The following is a 16,952-nucleotide window of genomic DNA, read 5'->3' as shown; positions in this document are numbered from 1 at the left end:
ATTATTCCTCCAATCCTTTCTTCAAAAGCTCCTTCGCTTTTTTCAGTCTCGTTTTTATCGTGTTTTCTTTCACGTCTATTACAATAGCAATCTCTTTAATTGATAATTCTTCATAATAAAATAGATAAATGACTTCTCGGTATTTTATCGGTAAATTCATTACTGCAGAAGCAAGCTCACGATCCTCCGCATTTTGAATAACAGTTTGTTCGACACTATCATTTGGAACTTCAATATAAGCAGATTCATCCTCTGTCACGATCACCTTTTTGTTATACCAACTTTTTATATAATCCTTACATTGATTAATCGCAATTCTCCATAGCCACGTTTTCACATTCGACTTCCCTTTGTATGTATGAAGAGATTTATAACACTTCACAAATATATCTTGCGTTACATCCTCAGCAACCTCTTTATTATTCACATATGAATACACAAGCTGTAAGACTTCTTGTCCATACTTATTCATGATTTCATCGATAAGGAGTTCCTTATCTTCTATTTCAAACGCTTCTACCGTTAATTCATCCACGTCATTTCCTCCTTCCCATATATTAGACGACGCACTGTATGGAAAAGTTTTATAAATTCATAAAAAAATACGGATGGCAATAACGTTTTTATAAAACACTTTCCAGCTATTTACATATAATAAACCGAATAGTCGTTACAATACATTCACTTAAAGAATCTAATATTTCATGGCCATACAAAGATGGCTTGATAATATCAAAACCAATAAATTCTTCATACTTCTTATCTGCAAAATAAAATAAAACATTTTGAAATAACACTTTTTGCAAATAATTATCCTGAGAAACTCTAAAGGAGTATATGTATTTATTATCATTTGAAGTTTTCTTCTTATATATTTTACTCCTATTTGTTAATTCTTTTAATTTATCAGCATTTTCTCCAAAAAACTCAATCCCCACTATACGATCAAATTGATCTATATCTACATTCAGTTTTGGATTTTCTTCCAACTCTTCAGTCGATTCAATCTCAATTTCTGAAGTGAATGGAATTACATACAGATATGCCATCTGGATTTCAGGGTCATAAGTAATTAATTTTTTCATGCTGCACCTCATATCCGTATTCATTTGTCTTGTTCCCTATTTTAAAACATAATACAATTGAAATGTAACTTAATAAGCTATAACTAGTAGGTGTGATAATCATCTCTGCCATTTTGAAAAAAGGGGGGAGGTGATAAAATGATCGCGATGTTTGTAATTAAATTAGTGTATGGTATCCTAACCGGAGCTGGCGTTGTCATCGGTAGAAGATACGTCGGTCCGTGGCTAATTTCTGTATACAAAAAAGCGAGAACCACCCTGCTTCGTGGAAAAGGTAAGGGCGGTTCTCGGCTAAAACGTTAATGTAATTGTCTTATAACCGCATCTACTACCACCACAATAGTAAGTTAGGTTACACAAGGCAGAAGTTTCTCAGGCTTCTGTCTTCTTTATTGTATGCAAAATTCATACTATATACTCTATCATCATTGTAACACATTTTATTTATTTTTAGTCAAGGTCAACAAATGATGATTATTATCCAATTTCGTTATCTTAAGATATATTCCCTCCTTATCTAAGGGCAGATTGTATCGTAAGACAAAAAAACAAAAGAGTTCAGACTACCTTCTGACGGCAATTCATCTCCACCTGAATTGTTGGGTTTCACCCGTAACACAAATCAGATGGAGCCTTCTTGCCGAAAAGGATAAAAAACACCTGAAGAGGTTCTCTTCAGGTGTTTCTCTATTTTACGCTAATGCAGCTGCTTGTTCTTGTTGATCTACAGGAATGACAGCGTCTGTTAATGCTTTTTCTAATTCAGCTGTGTATTTCATTTGCTCTTCTTTGCTCCAGCCTAGTTTCGCAGCCATGTAGTTGATTACTGCTTCTTTCCACTCGTATACCCAGTGGATGTTGAAGAACACAGCGCCTCTGCGGCGTACGAAGAAGTCGACTGGTTTTGCTGTCATTTCATAATCCATTGCGTATACAAGTGGGATTAGAACGTCTAGCGGCATGTTGTATTCTTTCGCTTCGTCTTTATGTTTTTTCGCTAAGTCGAACAGTACGTCAACGTTAGAGCCATAGAATTTCGCAAATTCTTCTGCTTGTGCTTTCGTTAAACCAGATTTCGTACCTTCGTCTGCTTTTTTCGCAACGAATGCTGGGAATCCGTGTGAACCACTTACATGTCCACCAGAGATTGGCATATGTTTCGTATCGCTCTTCGGATATGCACTATGACCTTCTTTTTGTAATAGGTTTGTTACGTAGTCTACTACCATTTCAGCCATTTTACGGTATCCTGTTAATTTACCACCTGCGATTGTAATTAAACCAGATTCAGAAGTCCAAATTTCATCTTTACGAGAAATTTCAGATGCATTCTTACCTTCTTCATAAATTAACGGACGTACACCAGCCCAGCTTGACTCCACATCTTTTTCTGTAATTTTTACACTTGGGAACATGTAGTTAATCGCGTTAATGATATATGTGCGATCTTCTGTTGTCATGTGCGGTACAGCTGCGTCTTTATCATAGAACGTATCTGTTGTACCTACGTATGTTTTTCCGCCGCGAGGAATCGCGAACACCATACGTTTATCTGGTGTATCGAAGTAAATAGCTTGCCCTAGTGGGAAACGTTTTTGGTCAATTACTAAATGCACACCTTTTGATAACTGAAGTACTTTCCCTTTTTTTGAGTTATCTTTTTCACGAAGTGTATCTACCCAAGGACCAGCTGCGTTTACAATTTTCTTACCATACACTTCATACACTTCGCCATCTAGTAAATCGATTACACGTACACCGCATACTTTTCCATCTTTATATAAGAAACCGTCTACTTTTGCGTAGTTAACAGCCTTCGCACCGTGTTCAATTGCTTCTTTCATTACTTCAATTGTAAGACGCGCATCGTCTGTACGATATTCTACGTAGTAACCGCCGCCTTTTAATCCTTCTTTTTTTACAAGTGGCTCTTTGTTTAATGTTTCTTCACGGTTAAACATTTTTCTGCGCTCGCTTCGTTTTACGCCTGCTAAGAAGTCATATACACGAAGACCAATTGATGTACTGAATGCTCCGAACGTACCGCCTGTATGGAACGGAAGTAACATCCACTCTGGTGTTGTTACATGGGGACCGTTCTCATATACGATCGCACGCTCTTTCCCCACCTCTGCTACCATTTTCACTTCAAGTTGTTTTAAATAACGTAGACCACCGTGTACAAGCTTCGTTGAACGACTTGATGTACCTGCTGCAAAGTCCTGCATTTCAAACACAATTGTTGATAACCCGCGTGTTGCTCCATCTAATGCAATACCAGAACCAGTAATACCTCCACCAATTACGATCACATCTAACTCTTGTTTATTTACTCCGTTTAATACGTCTTTACGTTGTTTACTTGAAAATTTCATGGTAATTCCTCCCTTTGATAACGAAAAAAGAGACCACGAACTCCGCTATAGATTTCGCCTCTATAGCGTGTTGTGGTCTCTCCAAATCTCCTACCGAATTATTAACTTGTCACCATTATAACACTGTTTATGATTATTTGAAAGCTTTTGTTGCTTCAATTGCTTTTTTCCATCCAGCATATAGCTCTTCGCTTGTTTCCGCTTCCATCGTTGGTTCAAAGCGTTTGTCCATATGCCACTGTTCTTTAATTTCATCTTGGTTTTTCCAATATCCAACCGCAAGACCAGCTAAGTACGCTGCACCTAGAGCTGTCGTTTCGTTGATTACTGGACGCTCTACAGGAACGTCTAAAATATCACTTTGGAACTTCATTAAGAAGTTATTTTTAACTGCTCCACCATCAACGCGTAATGTTTTCAGTTCAATACCTGAATCTGCTTCCATTGCACATAATACATCTTTCGTTTGGTATGCTAAAGATTCTAGTGTTGCACGAATGAAATGCTCTTTCGTCGTACCGCGCGTTACACCAAACATAGCGCCGCGTACTTCACTGTCCCAATAAGGTGTTCCTAGTCCAACGAATGCTGGTACCACGTATACACCATCAGTTGATGCAACGCGTGATGCGTACACTTCACTCTCACTTGCATCTTTAAACATGCGCATTCCGTCACGTAACCATTGAATTGCAGAACCTGCTACGAAAATACTTCCTTCTAATGCGTAGTTTACTTTACCATCTATACCCCATGCAATTGTTGTTAATAGGCCGTGCTCAGAAGCTACTGCTTTTTCTCCTGTGTTCATTAACATGAAGCAACCAGTTCCGTACGTGTTCTTCGCCATACCTTCACCGAAACAAGCTTGTCCAAATAATGCTGCTTGTTGGTCACCAGCTACACCTGCAATCGGTATATTTTGACCGAAGAAGTGATAATCAATTGTTTCTCCATATATTTCAGATGATGGACGTACTTCTGGAAGCATGCTCTTTGGCACTGTTAACATATCTAGAAGCTCATCATCCCACTGTAAGTCGTGAATGTTAAACATTAATGTACGTGATGCATTTGAGTAATCCGTTACGTGCGCTTTACCGCCAGACAATTTCCATACAAGCCACGTATCAATTGTTCCGAATAATAGATCGCCGTTTTCTGCTTTTTCTCTTGCACCTTCAACATTATCTAAAATCCATTTTACTTTCGTACCAGAGAAGTATGCGTCAATTAAAAGACCTGTTTTTTCGCGAACCATTTCGCTATAACCTTTTTCTTTTAGCTCATCACAAATTTCAACTGTTTGACGAGATTGCCATACGATTGCGTTGTAAATTGGTTTTCCAGTCGTTTTATCCCATACAACCGCTGTTTCACGTTGGTTCGTAATACCGATACCAGCGATTTGTTCTGGTTTTACATCTGCTTCACTTAAGCAAGTTGCGATAACTGCTAAAATAGATCCCCAAATTTCTTGTGCGTTATGCTCTACCCAGCCTGGCTTTGGAAAATGTTGTGTAAACTCTTTTTGAGCTGAATGAACAATTTCACCTTTTTTATTGAAAAGAATTGCGCGTGAGCTAGTTGTTCCTTGGTCTAAAGAAAGAATATATTTTTTCATAATGGTTTCCCCCTATGCTACTTTTCTACTATTTGTAGTGCTTTCACTTTTTTTACTTGTCATATAAGAGATTGCTAGTACAATCACAGTTGCAATAATCACATAAATAAGTGCTGCATTTTGTTTTCCTTCAAATACAACTTGATGGAATAATCCTGCAAGTGATCCACCTAGAATTGGACCAACTACTGGAATCCATGCATACTTCCAGTTCGAACCGCCTTTTCCTGCAATCGGAAGGAAGAAGTGTGCGATACGCGGACCTAAATCACGAGCCGGGTTAATCGCGTATCCTGTCGTTCCACCTAATGATAAACCAATACTTACAATTAAGAAACCTACGATAAATGGATTTAAACCATCTGCAAATTTATTTGCTCCAATTGCTAATATACCAAATACTAAAACGAATGTTCCAATCATTTCACTTAAAAGGTTAGCAAATGTGTTCGGAATTGCTGGACCTGTTGCAAATACGCCTAACTTTGTTCCTGGATCTTCTGTTTCTTTCCAGTGTGGTAAGTAATGTAAATATACGATAACTGCCCCGATAATTGCCCCAATCATTTGTGCTGCGATATAACCTGGTACGTCACTCCATGGGAACGCTCCCTTAAATGCTAGTCCTATCGTTAAAGCCGGATTCAAATGCGCCCCACTAATTGATCCAACCGCGTACGCTGCTACCGCTACCGCTAAGCCCCAGCCCATTGTAATGACAATCCATCCAGAATCTTTCGCAAACGATTTCTTTAAACTTACACCAGCACAAACGCCGCCACCAAGTACGATTAACAACGCTGTCCCTATTAATTCCCCTAAAAATGCTGACATAAAATCCCTCCACAATCAATTTAAATGCGTTCAAATGTGATAGAGGTAAAATGAATGGCCATTCGTTTTTTCAAAAGAAAAAGATCCACAGCTTACATGCTTCTATATAAAAATATATAGAAACAATAAAATGTGGATCTCTTCTTTTCTCCGTCACGTTTATTAACTTGTCTATAATGTTAACCTTTCATGAAAGCGGTGTCAACAGAATTTTTTCACATTTTCGTCACTTTTTTTGGTAATGTTTCCATAGTTCTTTTTTTGATGTCGTAATTGCTGTCGCACCAGCACTTAAAGCTCTTTCAACATCTTGCACAGTACGAATGAAACCACCCGCTAAAATCGGGACACCAGTACGCTCTTTCACTTCAGCAATCACATCCGTTAGCGCACCAGGGAGCACCTCTATATAATCCGGCTTCGTCTTTTCTAGCAAATTACAGCTCTTTTCCATCGCGCTAGAATCAATTAAAAAGATGCGTTGAATTGACACGACACCCTTTTGCTTCGCCTTCATAATCACGCTCGCCTTTGTCGACAGTAACCCGTACGGTTTATATTCTTGGCATAAAAACTCCGTCGCATGCCCATCACTTTGTAATCCATGGATCAAATCAACATGTAAAAACACCTTTTTACTATGCTGCTTCGCAAGTGACACAACACTCTTCAATTGACCAACATGAATATCTAAAATAACAATATACTCATATGAACTATGTAATAGCTTTTCCAAATCTTTAATTTGTCTCACTGCCGGCAAAATCTTCTGTTCATGAAATTCCATTCTAAATGTCCCCTTCTTTATGTCATCCTATCCTTTATAGTACACAATTTAAGTAGAAAGAACAGCTAGTGTGGGGAAATTATTTCCTCTATCTATATATTTTCTTCAACTTATCAGAACCCGTGCCACCTATAACCATTAATATGAAGGGTAAAAAATTCATTACATACGGTGCATCTGCTACAAGTGTAATGCTCGCTCCGGCAAACTTATTTAACATCCATACAACGATTTTTGTAAGAAATAAAAATACACCCATCATAAATAAACTATCGAAAAACACCTTCAATTTTGGATATGCTAATTGTTTGCTATCGTTAATTACTTTTTGCGTCAACTCTTCATCACTCCTTAGCAACTCATCAATCGTAATACCGAACAGATCACTTAGATGAATAATAATTTCAATGCTCGGATAGTTCTTTCCCGTCTCCCATTTCGAAACAGATTGTCTACTTACATGAATTTTTTCAGCCAAATCATGTTGCGACCAATTTCGTTTTTCTCGTTCTCGTTTCAAGCGTTCACTAAAAATCATACTGTGTTTATCACCTCTCTACGTCTAGTATGGGCAAATAACTAATGAAGAGTAAAGCGAGTTGTCGTTGCGTAGGTGGTGCAACTTTTGCGTTACATAGTAAAATGGCGCTATTTCATACTTTATATCACGCTGGTTTTATATACTTTTCTTCTATAATAATTTCCCGAACAATAATACAACTAATGAACACTAGTAAATACAGGAGGAGACATAAAAAATACGCTATTCCTTCTTATCATTCTCCAAAAAGAAAATCGTTTTGTTGATTTCTCAACTTATACTAATATGGATAGCGCCAGGGAAATTAATGAAGAAATACAATTAGAACGAACAAAAAAACCCTGTAAAATTTATTACAGAGTTTTTTGCCAACTATTTATTGTTTTGCATAACGAATACGAACGTTATCATCCATATGATAAATTTGTAATGTGTTTCCATCATAGTTTTGTAATTTATACATCATACTATCATTTGTTAACTTTACTTCTTGACCGTCTTTAACTGCTTTTGTTACTTTTAAGGACAACTGGAATGACGGAACATCTACCGCATATGTTCCTGTTAAGTAGTTATCTTTATTCGGATAAGAACCATTCGCATAGGACTCAAATGTTTTATCACCTTTTAGTACTAACGTAGTTTTTATGCCACTACCGTAATCAATACCCCAGTTACCAATAATCTCAGTCCCATCTTTGATGTTCTTCTCCATGTTTCCATAATTAATTCCTAACTCTTCACTTGTACCAACTGTACCTACAAATACCCCCGTTTTAGCTTGGCTTTTATCTGTTTGAGTCTGAATACCAGTAGTTGGGTTTGTCGGTGTAGAAGTACTTGTTGTACTAGTAGATTTTTCTGTGGCTGTATCACCTTTTATTTCGGATCTTAACTTATCGAATGTAGGTTTCCAAATACGTTTTGCTTCCTCTAATTTTGTATTTGCTTTATTTAAGATTTCCGTATCGGTCTCTAAGCTGAAGCCTTTATCGTTGAATAACTTCTCTATTTCACCGAATGTCTCTCTTAGTTTACCTGTCGCTCTTTCAATCTCTTTTTGGTCTTCTTTATGTTTTTGCGGTGCGTAAATCTTCTCTATCTTATCAAATACTTTATAGATGTCTTTAATACTATCTAATACCTCAGCTTTTGATTTACTTCCATTTCTCAAATCTCTTACAGAAGCGTCATAGTAATCAAATCGTCTTAACATATCCTGTTCAATATCTAATAAATATTGTGCATAATCTTCATCTAAAACTCCAACCTTTTGAACATCTTTACTTTCTTCTTTCGAATTAGTTGATTTTTCTTTCGTTTCAGCAGCCTTAGATTTACTCGTTTCTTCTGTCTTTTCTTCTTTATTTGCCGAATCTTTTACTGTAACACAACCACTTAATAATATGGCAACTGGAACTGCAGCAGCTATTAGTTTTTTCACTTTCATACCTCATATCCCTTTAAGTAATTTATTCTTAGTTAGTTTTGCTACCGATACTCTTCGCTGCTTCTTCAAACAGTTTTGAGCCTTCTTGTGCTTTACTTAATGATTGATGCATTTTACTCTCGTCTTCTTGGTCTAATGCATCAAAGAGAAGTTGAAAACAATCCGCATACAGTTCCATCGATTGCTTTATCTTCGCTTGTTCTCCCTGTAATTCAGGAGGCGCTTGTAGATTCTTCAGTTTCGTTGCAGTTGCCTTTGCTCCACCTAAACTCAGTTGTACTTCACTTTTCTTTTGCTTGTATGATTTTACGTCTGAATCTGCTATTCCTTCAATTAATTTCATTGTATCTTCAATTTGAGTGGCACTGTTTATAATATCTGCCTTGTATCTTTCAACATCTGAACCAGTTACCTTACCAGTTGAAGAATTAGAAGAAGTAGAATTATTTGAAGAAGAACTTTGTTGACTACTTGATGAACTACTGTTTGTATCTTCACCTTTCGCTACAGATAAGCTATCCTCTTTCTTTCTATCAGTTGACTTACTCTCTTTCTCTACCTTTTGCGTTTCTTCTTTCTTTGGTTCAGCTTTCTTACCATCAGTTTCAATTGTAATACAACCACTCAATAACATAACTGGTAACGCTAAACTTACTAATTTCTTTGCTTTCATGATTACTCATACCCCTTTATTTGTAAAATTCAGTGCAAACAAGTTAATATACTTAACTAATAAATTCCCCCCGAACAATTTATTAGAATCTACTATCAATAGATTTCCTGTATATTCATAATCTTTCCATATATATCATTTTACAGAGAATTACATATTTGGTCAAAGGGATTTATGAAGTCTTCACAGGGAAATTTACTAAACGAAAAGAAATTTTATTCACAAAGAAAAGAAGCTAACAATAAATTGTTAACTTCTCAGCTGAAAGTAAAATAGTATCTTTCTTTATCTTCTAATATCTAGGTTGTGATTGAATATTTGTAAGGTGAACATCATACATATCAATGATTTCAAGAAATCTATCAGCTTCACGGAAAACATGGTCTGCTAATAATGGATGAATGATACTCTTTATTTTACATTGCTCAATTAAATCACGTGCTGTTTTCTTAAAATCCCGAAGAGATGCAACCGACACACGATTTTGATCTAAAAATTGATCTAAAAGTGGGACTGTTTGAGATTGTGGTTTCATAGATTCTAAGTCAATTGCTTGATACATCAATTCATCAAAATCATTGCTAAAATTCCGCGCTGTGTCTACAAGCTTTCTTTCCGATGGATCAAGAAGATGACCAATAAATTTAGCATGGTCTGCCATAATCCTTAAAAAGAAAACATTTTCTTTAATAATAGCATCAGGAAGAGCATCTAATTTACCTTCATTTAATTGTATTAAACGTTTTCTAAAATAATCAGCTTCCCTACTCGTATGGTCAACTAACAATGGAAAGTTATTTTGTCCTGGCAATTTACATGTGAGAATTAATCCTAAAATTTTTCGTTTAAATCCCCAAATATTAGTTGCGGCTTGTTGTACTTCTGAATTAAATCTTTTTATTTGCTCAGGATCTGTTTCATTTGTATAGGAATGCGCTATTTGTTCGATATGTTCAAACAATCGATAAAATTGATTAGCCTCTTCGATTAGTTGAGTATCCTCACATCTAAACCCTAAGCGAAGAAAAAAAGAATGCTCCTTCATGATTCTAGACCAAAAACGAATTTCATTTAATGAACGCTCAACAAACATTACAGATGTAACACCTGTATCAGGATGTAATGATGTTTCATCCCTATGCATTGTTAATCCCCCCCAGTAAATACTGCACTAGTTCCATTCTTATGAGTAAAAAAATATATAAATACCATTTATAAAAGTTCATGATGAATCTCGTATACATGTAAAGTTAAACTTATATAACCTGCTCCCCCAGAAGAAAAAGGCTATCACCTAGATATAAAATTTTACTAGGTGATAGCCTTTCAAAATTTCTATTAAAGCAATACCGAATCCTTATCAGTATCCTGATTCCGTTTCTCTCGCTCTTCTTCTAAACGCTTCATATACACTTCGCCTTCTTTTTCGATAAACTCATTATCCATATCTTGCTCTTTTTTTGAAGTATATAAAACCATGTAGCCACTTAATACGATCCCGACGATTACAAGATACACCCACCATGGTAAAGTTTCCACTGTACTTCATTCCTTTCCTTAGACAAGCCTTATTAGTTTCACTGTATGAGGAAAGAAGTGGATTTATGCTTAAAATTTATTGCGGGTTCTTCTCGAAGAACGCTTGTACATATTCCATAAATTCTATTGGTTCCTGGCGAAATGGTGCATGGTATCCTTTTTCAATGATATGGAACGTACTATTCGCAAATAGCTCATGATACAGTTCACCATTTTTCCAAGAAACGCTCTTATCGTGTCGTCCCCATATAATTAAAGTCGGAACCTTAATTTTATCGGCTTCCATCGCGATGCGGCGCTCTCTCATTTTCGTCAGCTGATCATAATGCTCTTTATCGTCGCGACTATTTTTCACTGCATTTTTATTATAATCTGTAATCTCTGTTACAGTTTGTAAATCCATTGATAGCGGCGGCACTTCATAGCTTTCTTTTTGCTGGAAAGACTCGATCCCTGTAGAATCCGCTAAAACGAGATGCGTTACTGCATCCGGATATAAATACGCTAAATTTAGAGACATCTCTCCGCCCATCGAATGACCAAGTACTGCGAATTGATCGTATCCGAGTTTCTTCATTAACTTATAATATAAATTCACTTGCGCAGGAAACGAATACTGAAAATCAACCGGCTTAGAAGAACGCCCAAACCCTAAAATATCAACCGCGATAATCGTGTGATCTCGTGCAAGTTCCGGATAAATATCACTAAACCCATCTGAAGAACCACCAAACCCGTGAAGCATAAGTAAAGGCGGCTTGCCCTCACCAATTTGCTTAAAGTAAATCGTCTGTCCATCAATTTGCGCCATACTCTCTTTCGTATTCAGCTTCATCATAACAGTATTTTTCACTTCTCCAACCTTTGCAATCGGCTTATCAACGAAGTTACATACGATTAACAAAACGAGCACAATACCGCTAATAAAATAAAATTTAAACCGTTTCAAAATTCCCGTCTCCTTTCTCTTGTTGCTATTTAAAGTTTTTACATTATTTGGTTGTTTTATGATTAATTTTAATTGTAACTACGTTAGTTACAATTATACTAAAAAAATATTACTTACTTCTATTAATGATGGTCGTTTTGTAACTATTATAGTTACACATTTAAAGTAAGTCAATTCTTTTCTCTACATACCCTAATGATAAAGAAAGGGACTTCATGTTGAAGTCCCTTTCTTTATCATTATAGTTGGCTTACTCCGCCGCCATCGCCTTTATTGAAGTTAGCTGGTGCTCCTCCCGTGTCTCCTATATTAAAACTAGCATAGTCTGGGTTTGCTGGCGCTCCACCAGTATCCCCCTTATTAAAGCTAACATAGTCTGGTCTTGCTGGTGCTCCTCCTGTGTCTCCCTTATTAAGAGCAACAGCATTAAAATTGTGGGAACCTAAAACTGAAAAAGTAAATGCAAATCCAATTACTGTTAACACAATTTTTCTCATTATTTTAACGCCCCTTTTGCCACCTGTTTTTTCCTTGATTCGTTACTCATACGATAGTATTTACTAGCCTTTTCATGATTGTTTACATTATAAAATTTATCTGCTAAGCGTTCTGTATATTCCTGAATACAGTCAAACAACTCTTCTCTTTCAAAGTAAGAAGCTCCCGCTATAACAGCCTCCTCTAATGCATCAACATTTGTATTCATTTCACTTAAAACCATAAATCGGTATTGATATTCTTGATTCTTCAACTGATTACAAATATGTAATCCTTTACTTATTATGACACTCGCTTTTTCAAATTCATTTATTTTTAAATATTCATCAGCTTCCAAGTAAAGTGCTCTAAAATGATTAGGAGCTTTCTTTGTTACTTCGGATAAATGCCGAATTGCTAATTCTGATAAATTCTGATTTGCATATAGCAATCCTAAGTTATTTCTAACCATTAAAATATATTTTTCATGATCAATTTGCTGAAAAATATTTAGGGAGTGATTAAATATCTCCTCTGCTAACTCAAATTGATTTAAATCAACATAGCATAACCCTAAAATATTCTTACATAAAGCAAAATTAATCTCATATCCTTGTTGCTTCGTAAAATCTTCTTTTGCTTTTTTCAAATAATCAATCGCATTGATTTGTTGATAGGAATGATAATAGAAATTACCCATCCGATAATGAAACTCCGCATGTTCTATCGGATCTGCAATATATTTCAATAACTTCTCCGCTTGTTCATACTGTTCTTTCGCTTCGTTATAATTTGAAATTAATGTGCAATGAAATCCTTTGAAAAAGTGATAATAATAAGCTAAAAATCCTTCTGTTGGAATTTCGAAAGATTCCACTTTATCAAAGCTATCTTCTCTAACTGAAATCCAATCAACTAATGCATCATATCTAAAATTTAATAATTTATGATAAAGCAATACATCTTGATCCACGTCCAAACCACTAATCTTACTATCAATCTCTTCCTTCATCTCCGTAGCTTTCTCTATATTTTGCTGCAACATTACACGATACCAATCATCTAAAGAATGTTTCATTTGCTCCCTTGTTACTACATCTGCTCCCATACACTCGCATCCCCTTTTCTCCAAAATTGCAAAATTAGGATTTTTATACAATTATCAAAATTGTATATTACCACTCCTTTTCTATGCATTGAAAAATAATTATCAGAAAATTTAATATTTTAATTAATTATACCAAAGTTTTCCTTTTTAATAACTTGAGAAACAATTGTCAGAAAACTTACTAGGATAAATAAAAAAGCAAGCAGTTCCAGCACTCCGCTAAAACTACTTGCTCTCCTACTTACTATCTCTATTTTTACTCTTTAATAAATTCCTTCGTACTTCTCACTGTATCAATTGGACGAACTAATTTTTCAATTTCTTCACGTTTTGGCTCTAGAAATGGAGGTAAAGATAATTTCTCGCCAAGTGTTTCGTATGGCTCATCTCCCATAAATCCTGGGCCGTCTGTTGCGAATTCAAATAAAATTTGTGGTGCGACTCTTGCGTATAATGACTCGAAGAAGTGACGATTTACATAGCCAGATGAAGGAAGCCCTACGCTACTGATTCTCTCAATCCACTCTTCTAATACAGCGCGATCTTCTACGCGGAATGCAGCATGGTGCACTGTACCAAAACCTTGTTGTGCTTCAGGAAGAACCGTATTATGTTCTACAATGACAGAAGCACCGTTTCCACCTTCGTTTACTTCAAATAAATAGGATTCTCCTTCTTGAGCAATCTCTTTAAATAATAGAACTTTTTCTAACACTTCTTTAAAGAAACTAAAGTTTGAAATGCGGATAAATACAGGGCCTAAGCCAGTAATTGCATATTCTAATGGAACTGGACCGTTTTGCCATGGTGTACCTGATTCTATCCCGTTATCTAATTCATCTGAGATTAATTGATAGTGTTGATCATCAAAGTCAACGAAAGAAAGAGTTTTCTTACCAAATTGCTCTTTAATGCCTGTATGTTCCACTTCAAGACGGTCAAAGCGTTTCACCCAATACGCTAACGCTGCGTCAGTTGGAACACGGAATGAAGTTTTTGAAATTTCATTTGTACCGTGTACTCCTTTTGGAACACCTGGGAAGTCAAAGAATGTCATATCTGTTCCTGCACTACCTTTATCATCTGCAAAGAATAAATGGTACGTTTGAATATCATCTTGGTTTACTGTTTTTTTAACTAAACGCATTCCTAAAACGTGAGTGAAAAACTCATAGTTCTTTTCTGCACTACTTGTAATTGCTGTAACGTGGTGAATTCCTTTTAATTGGTTCATTTTATATTCCTCCAATGGGTTTTAAATTTTATTTTCTCTTCTATTATTTCTCTTCAATAGGTGCTAATTTCGCTTCAATTTCTGCTCGCTGATTTTCTAAGAACGGCGGTAAATCAAGTTTTTCTCCTAAATGCTCTACATCGCCATCAACTGTAAATCCTGGTCCATCTGTCGCAATTTCAAATAAGATTCCGTTTGATTCACGGAAGTATAAGCTTTTAAAGTAGAAACGGTCGATAATACCTGAAGAATGGAAACCTTTTTGTATTACCTGTTCTTCCCAATAAGCTAGCTCTGCATCGTTTTTTACACGAATTGCTAAATGATGAATGCTACCGCGGCCTGGCTTTTCAGTAGGACCATCCAAATATTTCACAACGATTTCTCCAAAGGCTTCTCCTTTAATAGATTGGAAAATCGCTTCTTCGTCATTTCGGCTAACTTCTGTATAACCAAATATGTCTGTAAGTGTACTCGCCAGTTTATCAAGTCTACGCACTGTCATTTCCACAGAACCCATTCCTTGAATTTGATGTTCAGCAGGAACTTCTGATTTCTCCCACGTTTCCCAGTGCTCCACTTTTTCTCCATTTGAAACGAGTAGCACGAGACGAAGACCTTCCGCATCCTCAAATTGCAAAGCAGGACGATTTGCATATGTTGTGATTTCACTATGTTTCACACCAAATTTCTCAAATCGTTCTTTCCAGTAATGTAAACTTTCCTCTGAAGGAACGAGTAATCCGATTCGAGTAATTGCATTCGTACCACGGTACGTTTTTCCTACTAAAGGCATTTCAAAAAATGATAGTTCCGTACCTGGACTCCCTGCTTTATCTCCGTAAAATAAGTGATACATCGATGGATCATCTTGGTTTACCGTCATTTTCACACGGCGTAAACCAAGCACGTTTTTATAAAAATGGTTATTCTCACTTCCGTTTTTTGTAACCATTGAAATGTGATGATGCCCTTTAATTTCATACATTGATAATTCCTCCGCTTCATTTTACTAGTCAAGTGATACCTAAAAAATAATATGCTTCTTAACTTTTCAATTTATTCTCATTATGTTTTTGTAAATTCATCTTAGTTTTTACTGAATAAGTTACTTCGTTTTTCAATCGAAAGCAATTGAGTATATGTTTTTCATATGACTCAATCCCTTTCGTTACTATCACTTTACATCTCAAGTGATTAAAAAGCAAGTGATTTATCTCAAATTCGAGATATTTTTTTATTGGATAACATTTTGAACTGGAGAATGATAAAGTGAAGGCTAATAATCAGTGGGGGTTTTACTGTCCATTAACGCGGGATAAAGTATTCATACGAAGAGTAGACAACTTCTCCCCTTTAAAAAGGTTTATTACATGGTGAAAAGGAATATTATCCATAAAAGAAAGGGGTTAATTTATGAATAAAAATATATCATTACTGACCTTATCATTATTCCTATATCTATCCGATTGTTCGACTGAGACAAACACTGGTAGTACATCTACTACTGAACAACCAAAAGTAAAAACTGCCTCAATACAACAAGAGGAAAATCATAAACCTATTTTCTTTCAAGGAAAGGAAATAAAGAAAATTGAGCTTATATCCGCTAAGGTAAAAAATAAAAAAGCAGTTATAAATCTAGAGTTTGATCAAATTATTAAATCCATGGAACATACAGGAATAGATAAGGATCGAGAAAGAGTTATTCCTCTTTTGCTAGATGATGAGGCCAAAGCAAATATTGATTATCAAATGAATGTAAATTACCAAGATGGTTCCAATGAAACATATTTAATTTGGCTAGAGGATAAAAAAGTTGTAATTGCTCGTCAAGATCATGAAGAACAAAAAAATCTAGAACATTACATAATAAGGGATACAGATGCTCAACAAATATTACGTTTATTTAAGAACAATGTAGAATAACAATAAGCTGCCCATATGGACAGCTTATTGTATTTTTTGCTTAACATATTTTTTCTGAAATGCTGGCGGTACTCAATTTAAAAGTTGATATGCCCCCATTCTAGTGGCAAGATATGTTTTATTAGTTCTTCGTTACACCCATGCGTACTTCTTAACTATTTTATTTCATTTTTAATAAAGTGAAACTTTAATCAGTGGGGGTTTTCTTCACCCCCCACTGATTATCAGCCCTCACCAATCGGACTTTTATGGGCAGCCCGACCCCCACCTAACTTCTTTGCTTTCGCTGAATTTTGAGTTGGGGGTCTTACTGCCCATTAAAGCGGGATAAATTGAAATTTAATGAC

At 35.8% G+C, this 16,952-nt stretch carries 18 protein-coding genes; 2 read left to right on the top strand and 16 right to left on the bottom strand.

Features of this window, described 5'->3' with window-relative positions:
- Position 1: 1 nt before the first annotated feature.
- Positions 2-535: a sigma-70 family RNA polymerase sigma factor gene (locus ACSG5Z_RS17970; RefSeq protein ID WP_435711892.1), complete on the bottom strand. Its 534-nt coding sequence runs from the start codon at positions 533-535 to the stop codon at positions 2-4.
- 106 nt (positions 536-641) lie between these two features.
- Positions 642-1,085: a DUF2283 domain-containing protein gene (locus ACSG5Z_RS17965; protein ID WP_435711891.1), complete on the bottom strand. Its 444-nt coding sequence runs from the start codon at positions 1,083-1,085 to the stop codon at positions 642-644.
- A 138-nt stretch (positions 1,086-1,223) separates the two neighbouring features.
- On the opposite strand from ACSG5Z_RS17965, the gene ACSG5Z_RS17960 reads away from it, so the two are divergent.
- Positions 1,224-1,388, top strand: a complete 165-nt coding sequence (locus tag ACSG5Z_RS17960; protein ID WP_000561154.1) for a hypothetical protein — start codon at positions 1,224-1,226, stop codon at positions 1,386-1,388.
- Between the two features lie 389 nt (positions 1,389-1,777).
- On the opposite strand, the gene glpD is transcribed toward ACSG5Z_RS17960, so the two are convergent.
- The 14 genes from glpD to ACSG5Z_RS17890 form a co-directional block, all read right to left on the bottom strand.
- On the bottom strand, positions 1,778-3,460 hold the full coding sequence (gene glpD, locus ACSG5Z_RS17955) for an aerobic glycerol-3-phosphate dehydrogenase (protein WP_435711890.1): 1,683 nt from the start codon (positions 3,458-3,460) through the stop codon (positions 1,778-1,780).
- 133 nt (positions 3,461-3,593) lie between these two features.
- A complete protein-coding gene (gene glpK, locus ACSG5Z_RS17950; protein ID WP_097890536.1) occupies positions 3,594-5,084 on the bottom strand; it encodes a glycerol kinase GlpK in 1,491 nt (496 codons plus the stop codon).
- A gap of 12 nt (positions 5,085-5,096) precedes the next feature.
- Positions 5,097-5,918 carry a glycerol uptake facilitator protein GlpF gene (gene glpF, locus ACSG5Z_RS17945; protein ID WP_088610017.1) on the bottom strand — a complete coding sequence of 274 codons (822 nt, stop codon included), beginning with the start codon at positions 5,916-5,918 and terminating at the stop codon, positions 5,097-5,099.
- Positions 5,919-6,144: 226 nt separating this feature from the next.
- Positions 6,145-6,705 carry a glycerol uptake operon antiterminator GlpP gene (gene glpP, locus ACSG5Z_RS17940; RefSeq protein WP_000394296.1) on the bottom strand — a complete coding sequence of 187 codons (561 nt, stop codon included), beginning with the start codon at positions 6,703-6,705 and terminating at the stop codon, positions 6,145-6,147.
- Between the two features lie 88 nt (positions 6,706-6,793).
- Positions 6,794-7,243 carry a helix-turn-helix domain-containing protein gene (locus ACSG5Z_RS17935; protein WP_435711889.1) on the bottom strand — a complete coding sequence of 150 codons (450 nt, stop codon included), beginning with the start codon at positions 7,241-7,243 and terminating at the stop codon, positions 6,794-6,796.
- 379 nt (positions 7,244-7,622) lie between these two features.
- Complete coding sequence (locus ACSG5Z_RS17930; protein WP_435711888.1) at positions 7,623-8,696, bottom strand: DUF3994 domain-containing protein; 1,074 nt, start codon at positions 8,694-8,696, stop codon at positions 7,623-7,625.
- 28 nt (positions 8,697-8,724) lie between these two features.
- Complete coding sequence (locus ACSG5Z_RS17925; RefSeq protein ID WP_097906866.1) at positions 8,725-9,369, bottom strand: DUF7018 domain-containing (lipo)protein; 645 nt, start codon at positions 9,367-9,369, stop codon at positions 8,725-8,727.
- 292 nt (positions 9,370-9,661) lie between these two features.
- Complete coding sequence (locus ACSG5Z_RS17920; protein ID WP_046953966.1) at positions 9,662-10,513, bottom strand: DUF2935 domain-containing protein; 852 nt, start codon at positions 10,511-10,513, stop codon at positions 9,662-9,664.
- A gap of 194 nt (positions 10,514-10,707) precedes the next feature.
- Positions 10,708-10,908 (bottom strand): sporulation YhaL family protein, encoded by a 201-nt coding sequence (locus tag ACSG5Z_RS17915; RefSeq protein ID WP_000449224.1) that lies wholly within the window; start codon positions 10,906-10,908, stop codon positions 10,708-10,710.
- A gap of 76 nt (positions 10,909-10,984) precedes the next feature.
- Positions 10,985-11,857 (bottom strand): alpha/beta fold hydrolase, encoded by an 873-nt coding sequence (locus ACSG5Z_RS17910; protein WP_435711886.1) that lies wholly within the window; start codon positions 11,855-11,857, stop codon positions 10,985-10,987.
- 239 nt (positions 11,858-12,096) lie between these two features.
- Positions 12,097-12,354 carry a hypothetical protein gene (locus ACSG5Z_RS17905; protein ID WP_097906867.1) on the bottom strand — a complete coding sequence of 86 codons (258 nt, stop codon included), beginning with the start codon at positions 12,352-12,354 and terminating at the stop codon, positions 12,097-12,099.
- The gene (locus ACSG5Z_RS17900) at positions 12,354-13,442 is read right to left on the bottom strand and encodes a response regulator aspartate phosphatase (protein WP_435711885.1); all 1,089 of its coding nucleotides are present in this window, start codon (positions 13,440-13,442) and stop codon (positions 12,354-12,356) included. The genes ACSG5Z_RS17905 and ACSG5Z_RS17900 overlap by 1 nt, the downstream gene beginning before the upstream one ends.
- A 256-nt stretch (positions 13,443-13,698) precedes the next feature.
- The gene (locus ACSG5Z_RS17895; protein WP_088610014.1) at positions 13,699-14,676 is read right to left on the bottom strand and encodes a ring-cleaving dioxygenase; all 978 of its coding nucleotides are present in this window, start codon (positions 14,674-14,676) and stop codon (positions 13,699-13,701) included.
- Between the two features lie 43 nt (positions 14,677-14,719).
- Positions 14,720-15,664: a ring-cleaving dioxygenase gene (locus tag ACSG5Z_RS17890; protein WP_435711884.1), complete on the bottom strand. Its 945-nt coding sequence runs from the start codon at positions 15,662-15,664 to the stop codon at positions 14,720-14,722.
- A 428-nt stretch (positions 15,665-16,092) separates the two neighbouring features.
- Here ACSG5Z_RS17890 and ACSG5Z_RS17885 point away from each other — a divergent pair, with 428 nt between their 5' ends.
- A complete protein-coding gene (locus ACSG5Z_RS17885) occupies positions 16,093-16,605 on the top strand; it encodes a hypothetical protein (RefSeq protein WP_435711883.1) in 513 nt (170 codons plus the stop codon).
- Positions 16,606-16,952: the final 347 nt, after the last annotated feature.

It is taken from the genome of Bacillus pretiosus (assembly GCF_051294775.1).
Lineage (GTDB): Bacteria > Bacillota > Bacilli > Bacillales > Bacillaceae_G > Bacillus_A > Bacillus_A wiedmannii.
Note: the sequence above shows the minus strand (reverse complement) of the source record. Positions and strands in the feature narration are given on the sequence as shown.

Coding starts and splice junctions, on each gene's coding strand:
- ACSG5Z_RS17960 (WP_000561154.1), top strand. CDS start 1,224: ATGATCGCGATGTTTGTAATTAAATTAGTGTATGGTATCCTAACCGGA.
- glpK (WP_097890536.1), bottom strand. CDS start 5,084: ATGAAAAAATATATTCTTTCTTTAGACCAAGGAACAACTAGCTCACGC.
- ACSG5Z_RS17890 (WP_435711884.1), bottom strand. CDS start 15,664: ATGTATGAAATTAAAGGGCATCATCACATTTCAATGGTTACAAAAAAC.
- ACSG5Z_RS17965 (WP_435711891.1), bottom strand. CDS start 1,085: ATGAAAAAATTAATTACTTATGACCCTGAAATCCAGATGGCATATCTG.
- ACSG5Z_RS17930 (WP_435711888.1), bottom strand. CDS start 8,696: ATGAAAGTGAAAAAACTAATAGCTGCTGCAGTTCCAGTTGCCATATTA.
- ACSG5Z_RS17920 (WP_046953966.1), bottom strand. CDS start 10,513: ATGCATAGGGATGAAACATCATTACATCCTGATACAGGTGTTACATCT.
- glpF (WP_088610017.1), bottom strand. CDS start 5,918: ATGTCAGCATTTTTAGGGGAATTAATAGGGACAGCGTTGTTAATCGTA.
- ACSG5Z_RS17900 (WP_435711885.1), bottom strand. CDS start 13,442: ATGGGAGCAGATGTAGTAACAAGGGAGCAAATGAAACATTCTTTAGAT.
- ACSG5Z_RS17895 (WP_088610014.1), bottom strand. CDS start 14,676: ATGAACCAATTAAAAGGAATTCACCACGTTACAGCAATTACAAGTAGT.
- ACSG5Z_RS17925 (WP_097906866.1), bottom strand. CDS start 9,369: ATGAAAGCAAAGAAATTAGTAAGTTTAGCGTTACCAGTTATGTTATTG.
- ACSG5Z_RS17885 (WP_435711883.1), top strand. CDS start 16,093: ATGAATAAAAATATATCATTACTGACCTTATCATTATTCCTATATCTA.
- ACSG5Z_RS17935 (WP_435711889.1), bottom strand. CDS start 7,243: ATGATTTTTAGTGAACGCTTGAAACGAGAACGAGAAAAACGAAATTGG.
- glpP (WP_000394296.1), bottom strand. CDS start 6,705: ATGGAATTTCATGAACAGAAGATTTTGCCGGCAGTGAGACAAATTAAA.
- glpD (WP_435711890.1), bottom strand. CDS start 3,460: ATGAAATTTTCAAGTAAACAACGTAAAGACGTATTAAACGGAGTAAAT.
- ACSG5Z_RS17905 (WP_097906867.1), bottom strand. CDS start 12,354: ATGAGAAAAATTGTGTTAACAGTAATTGGATTTGCATTTACTTTTTCA.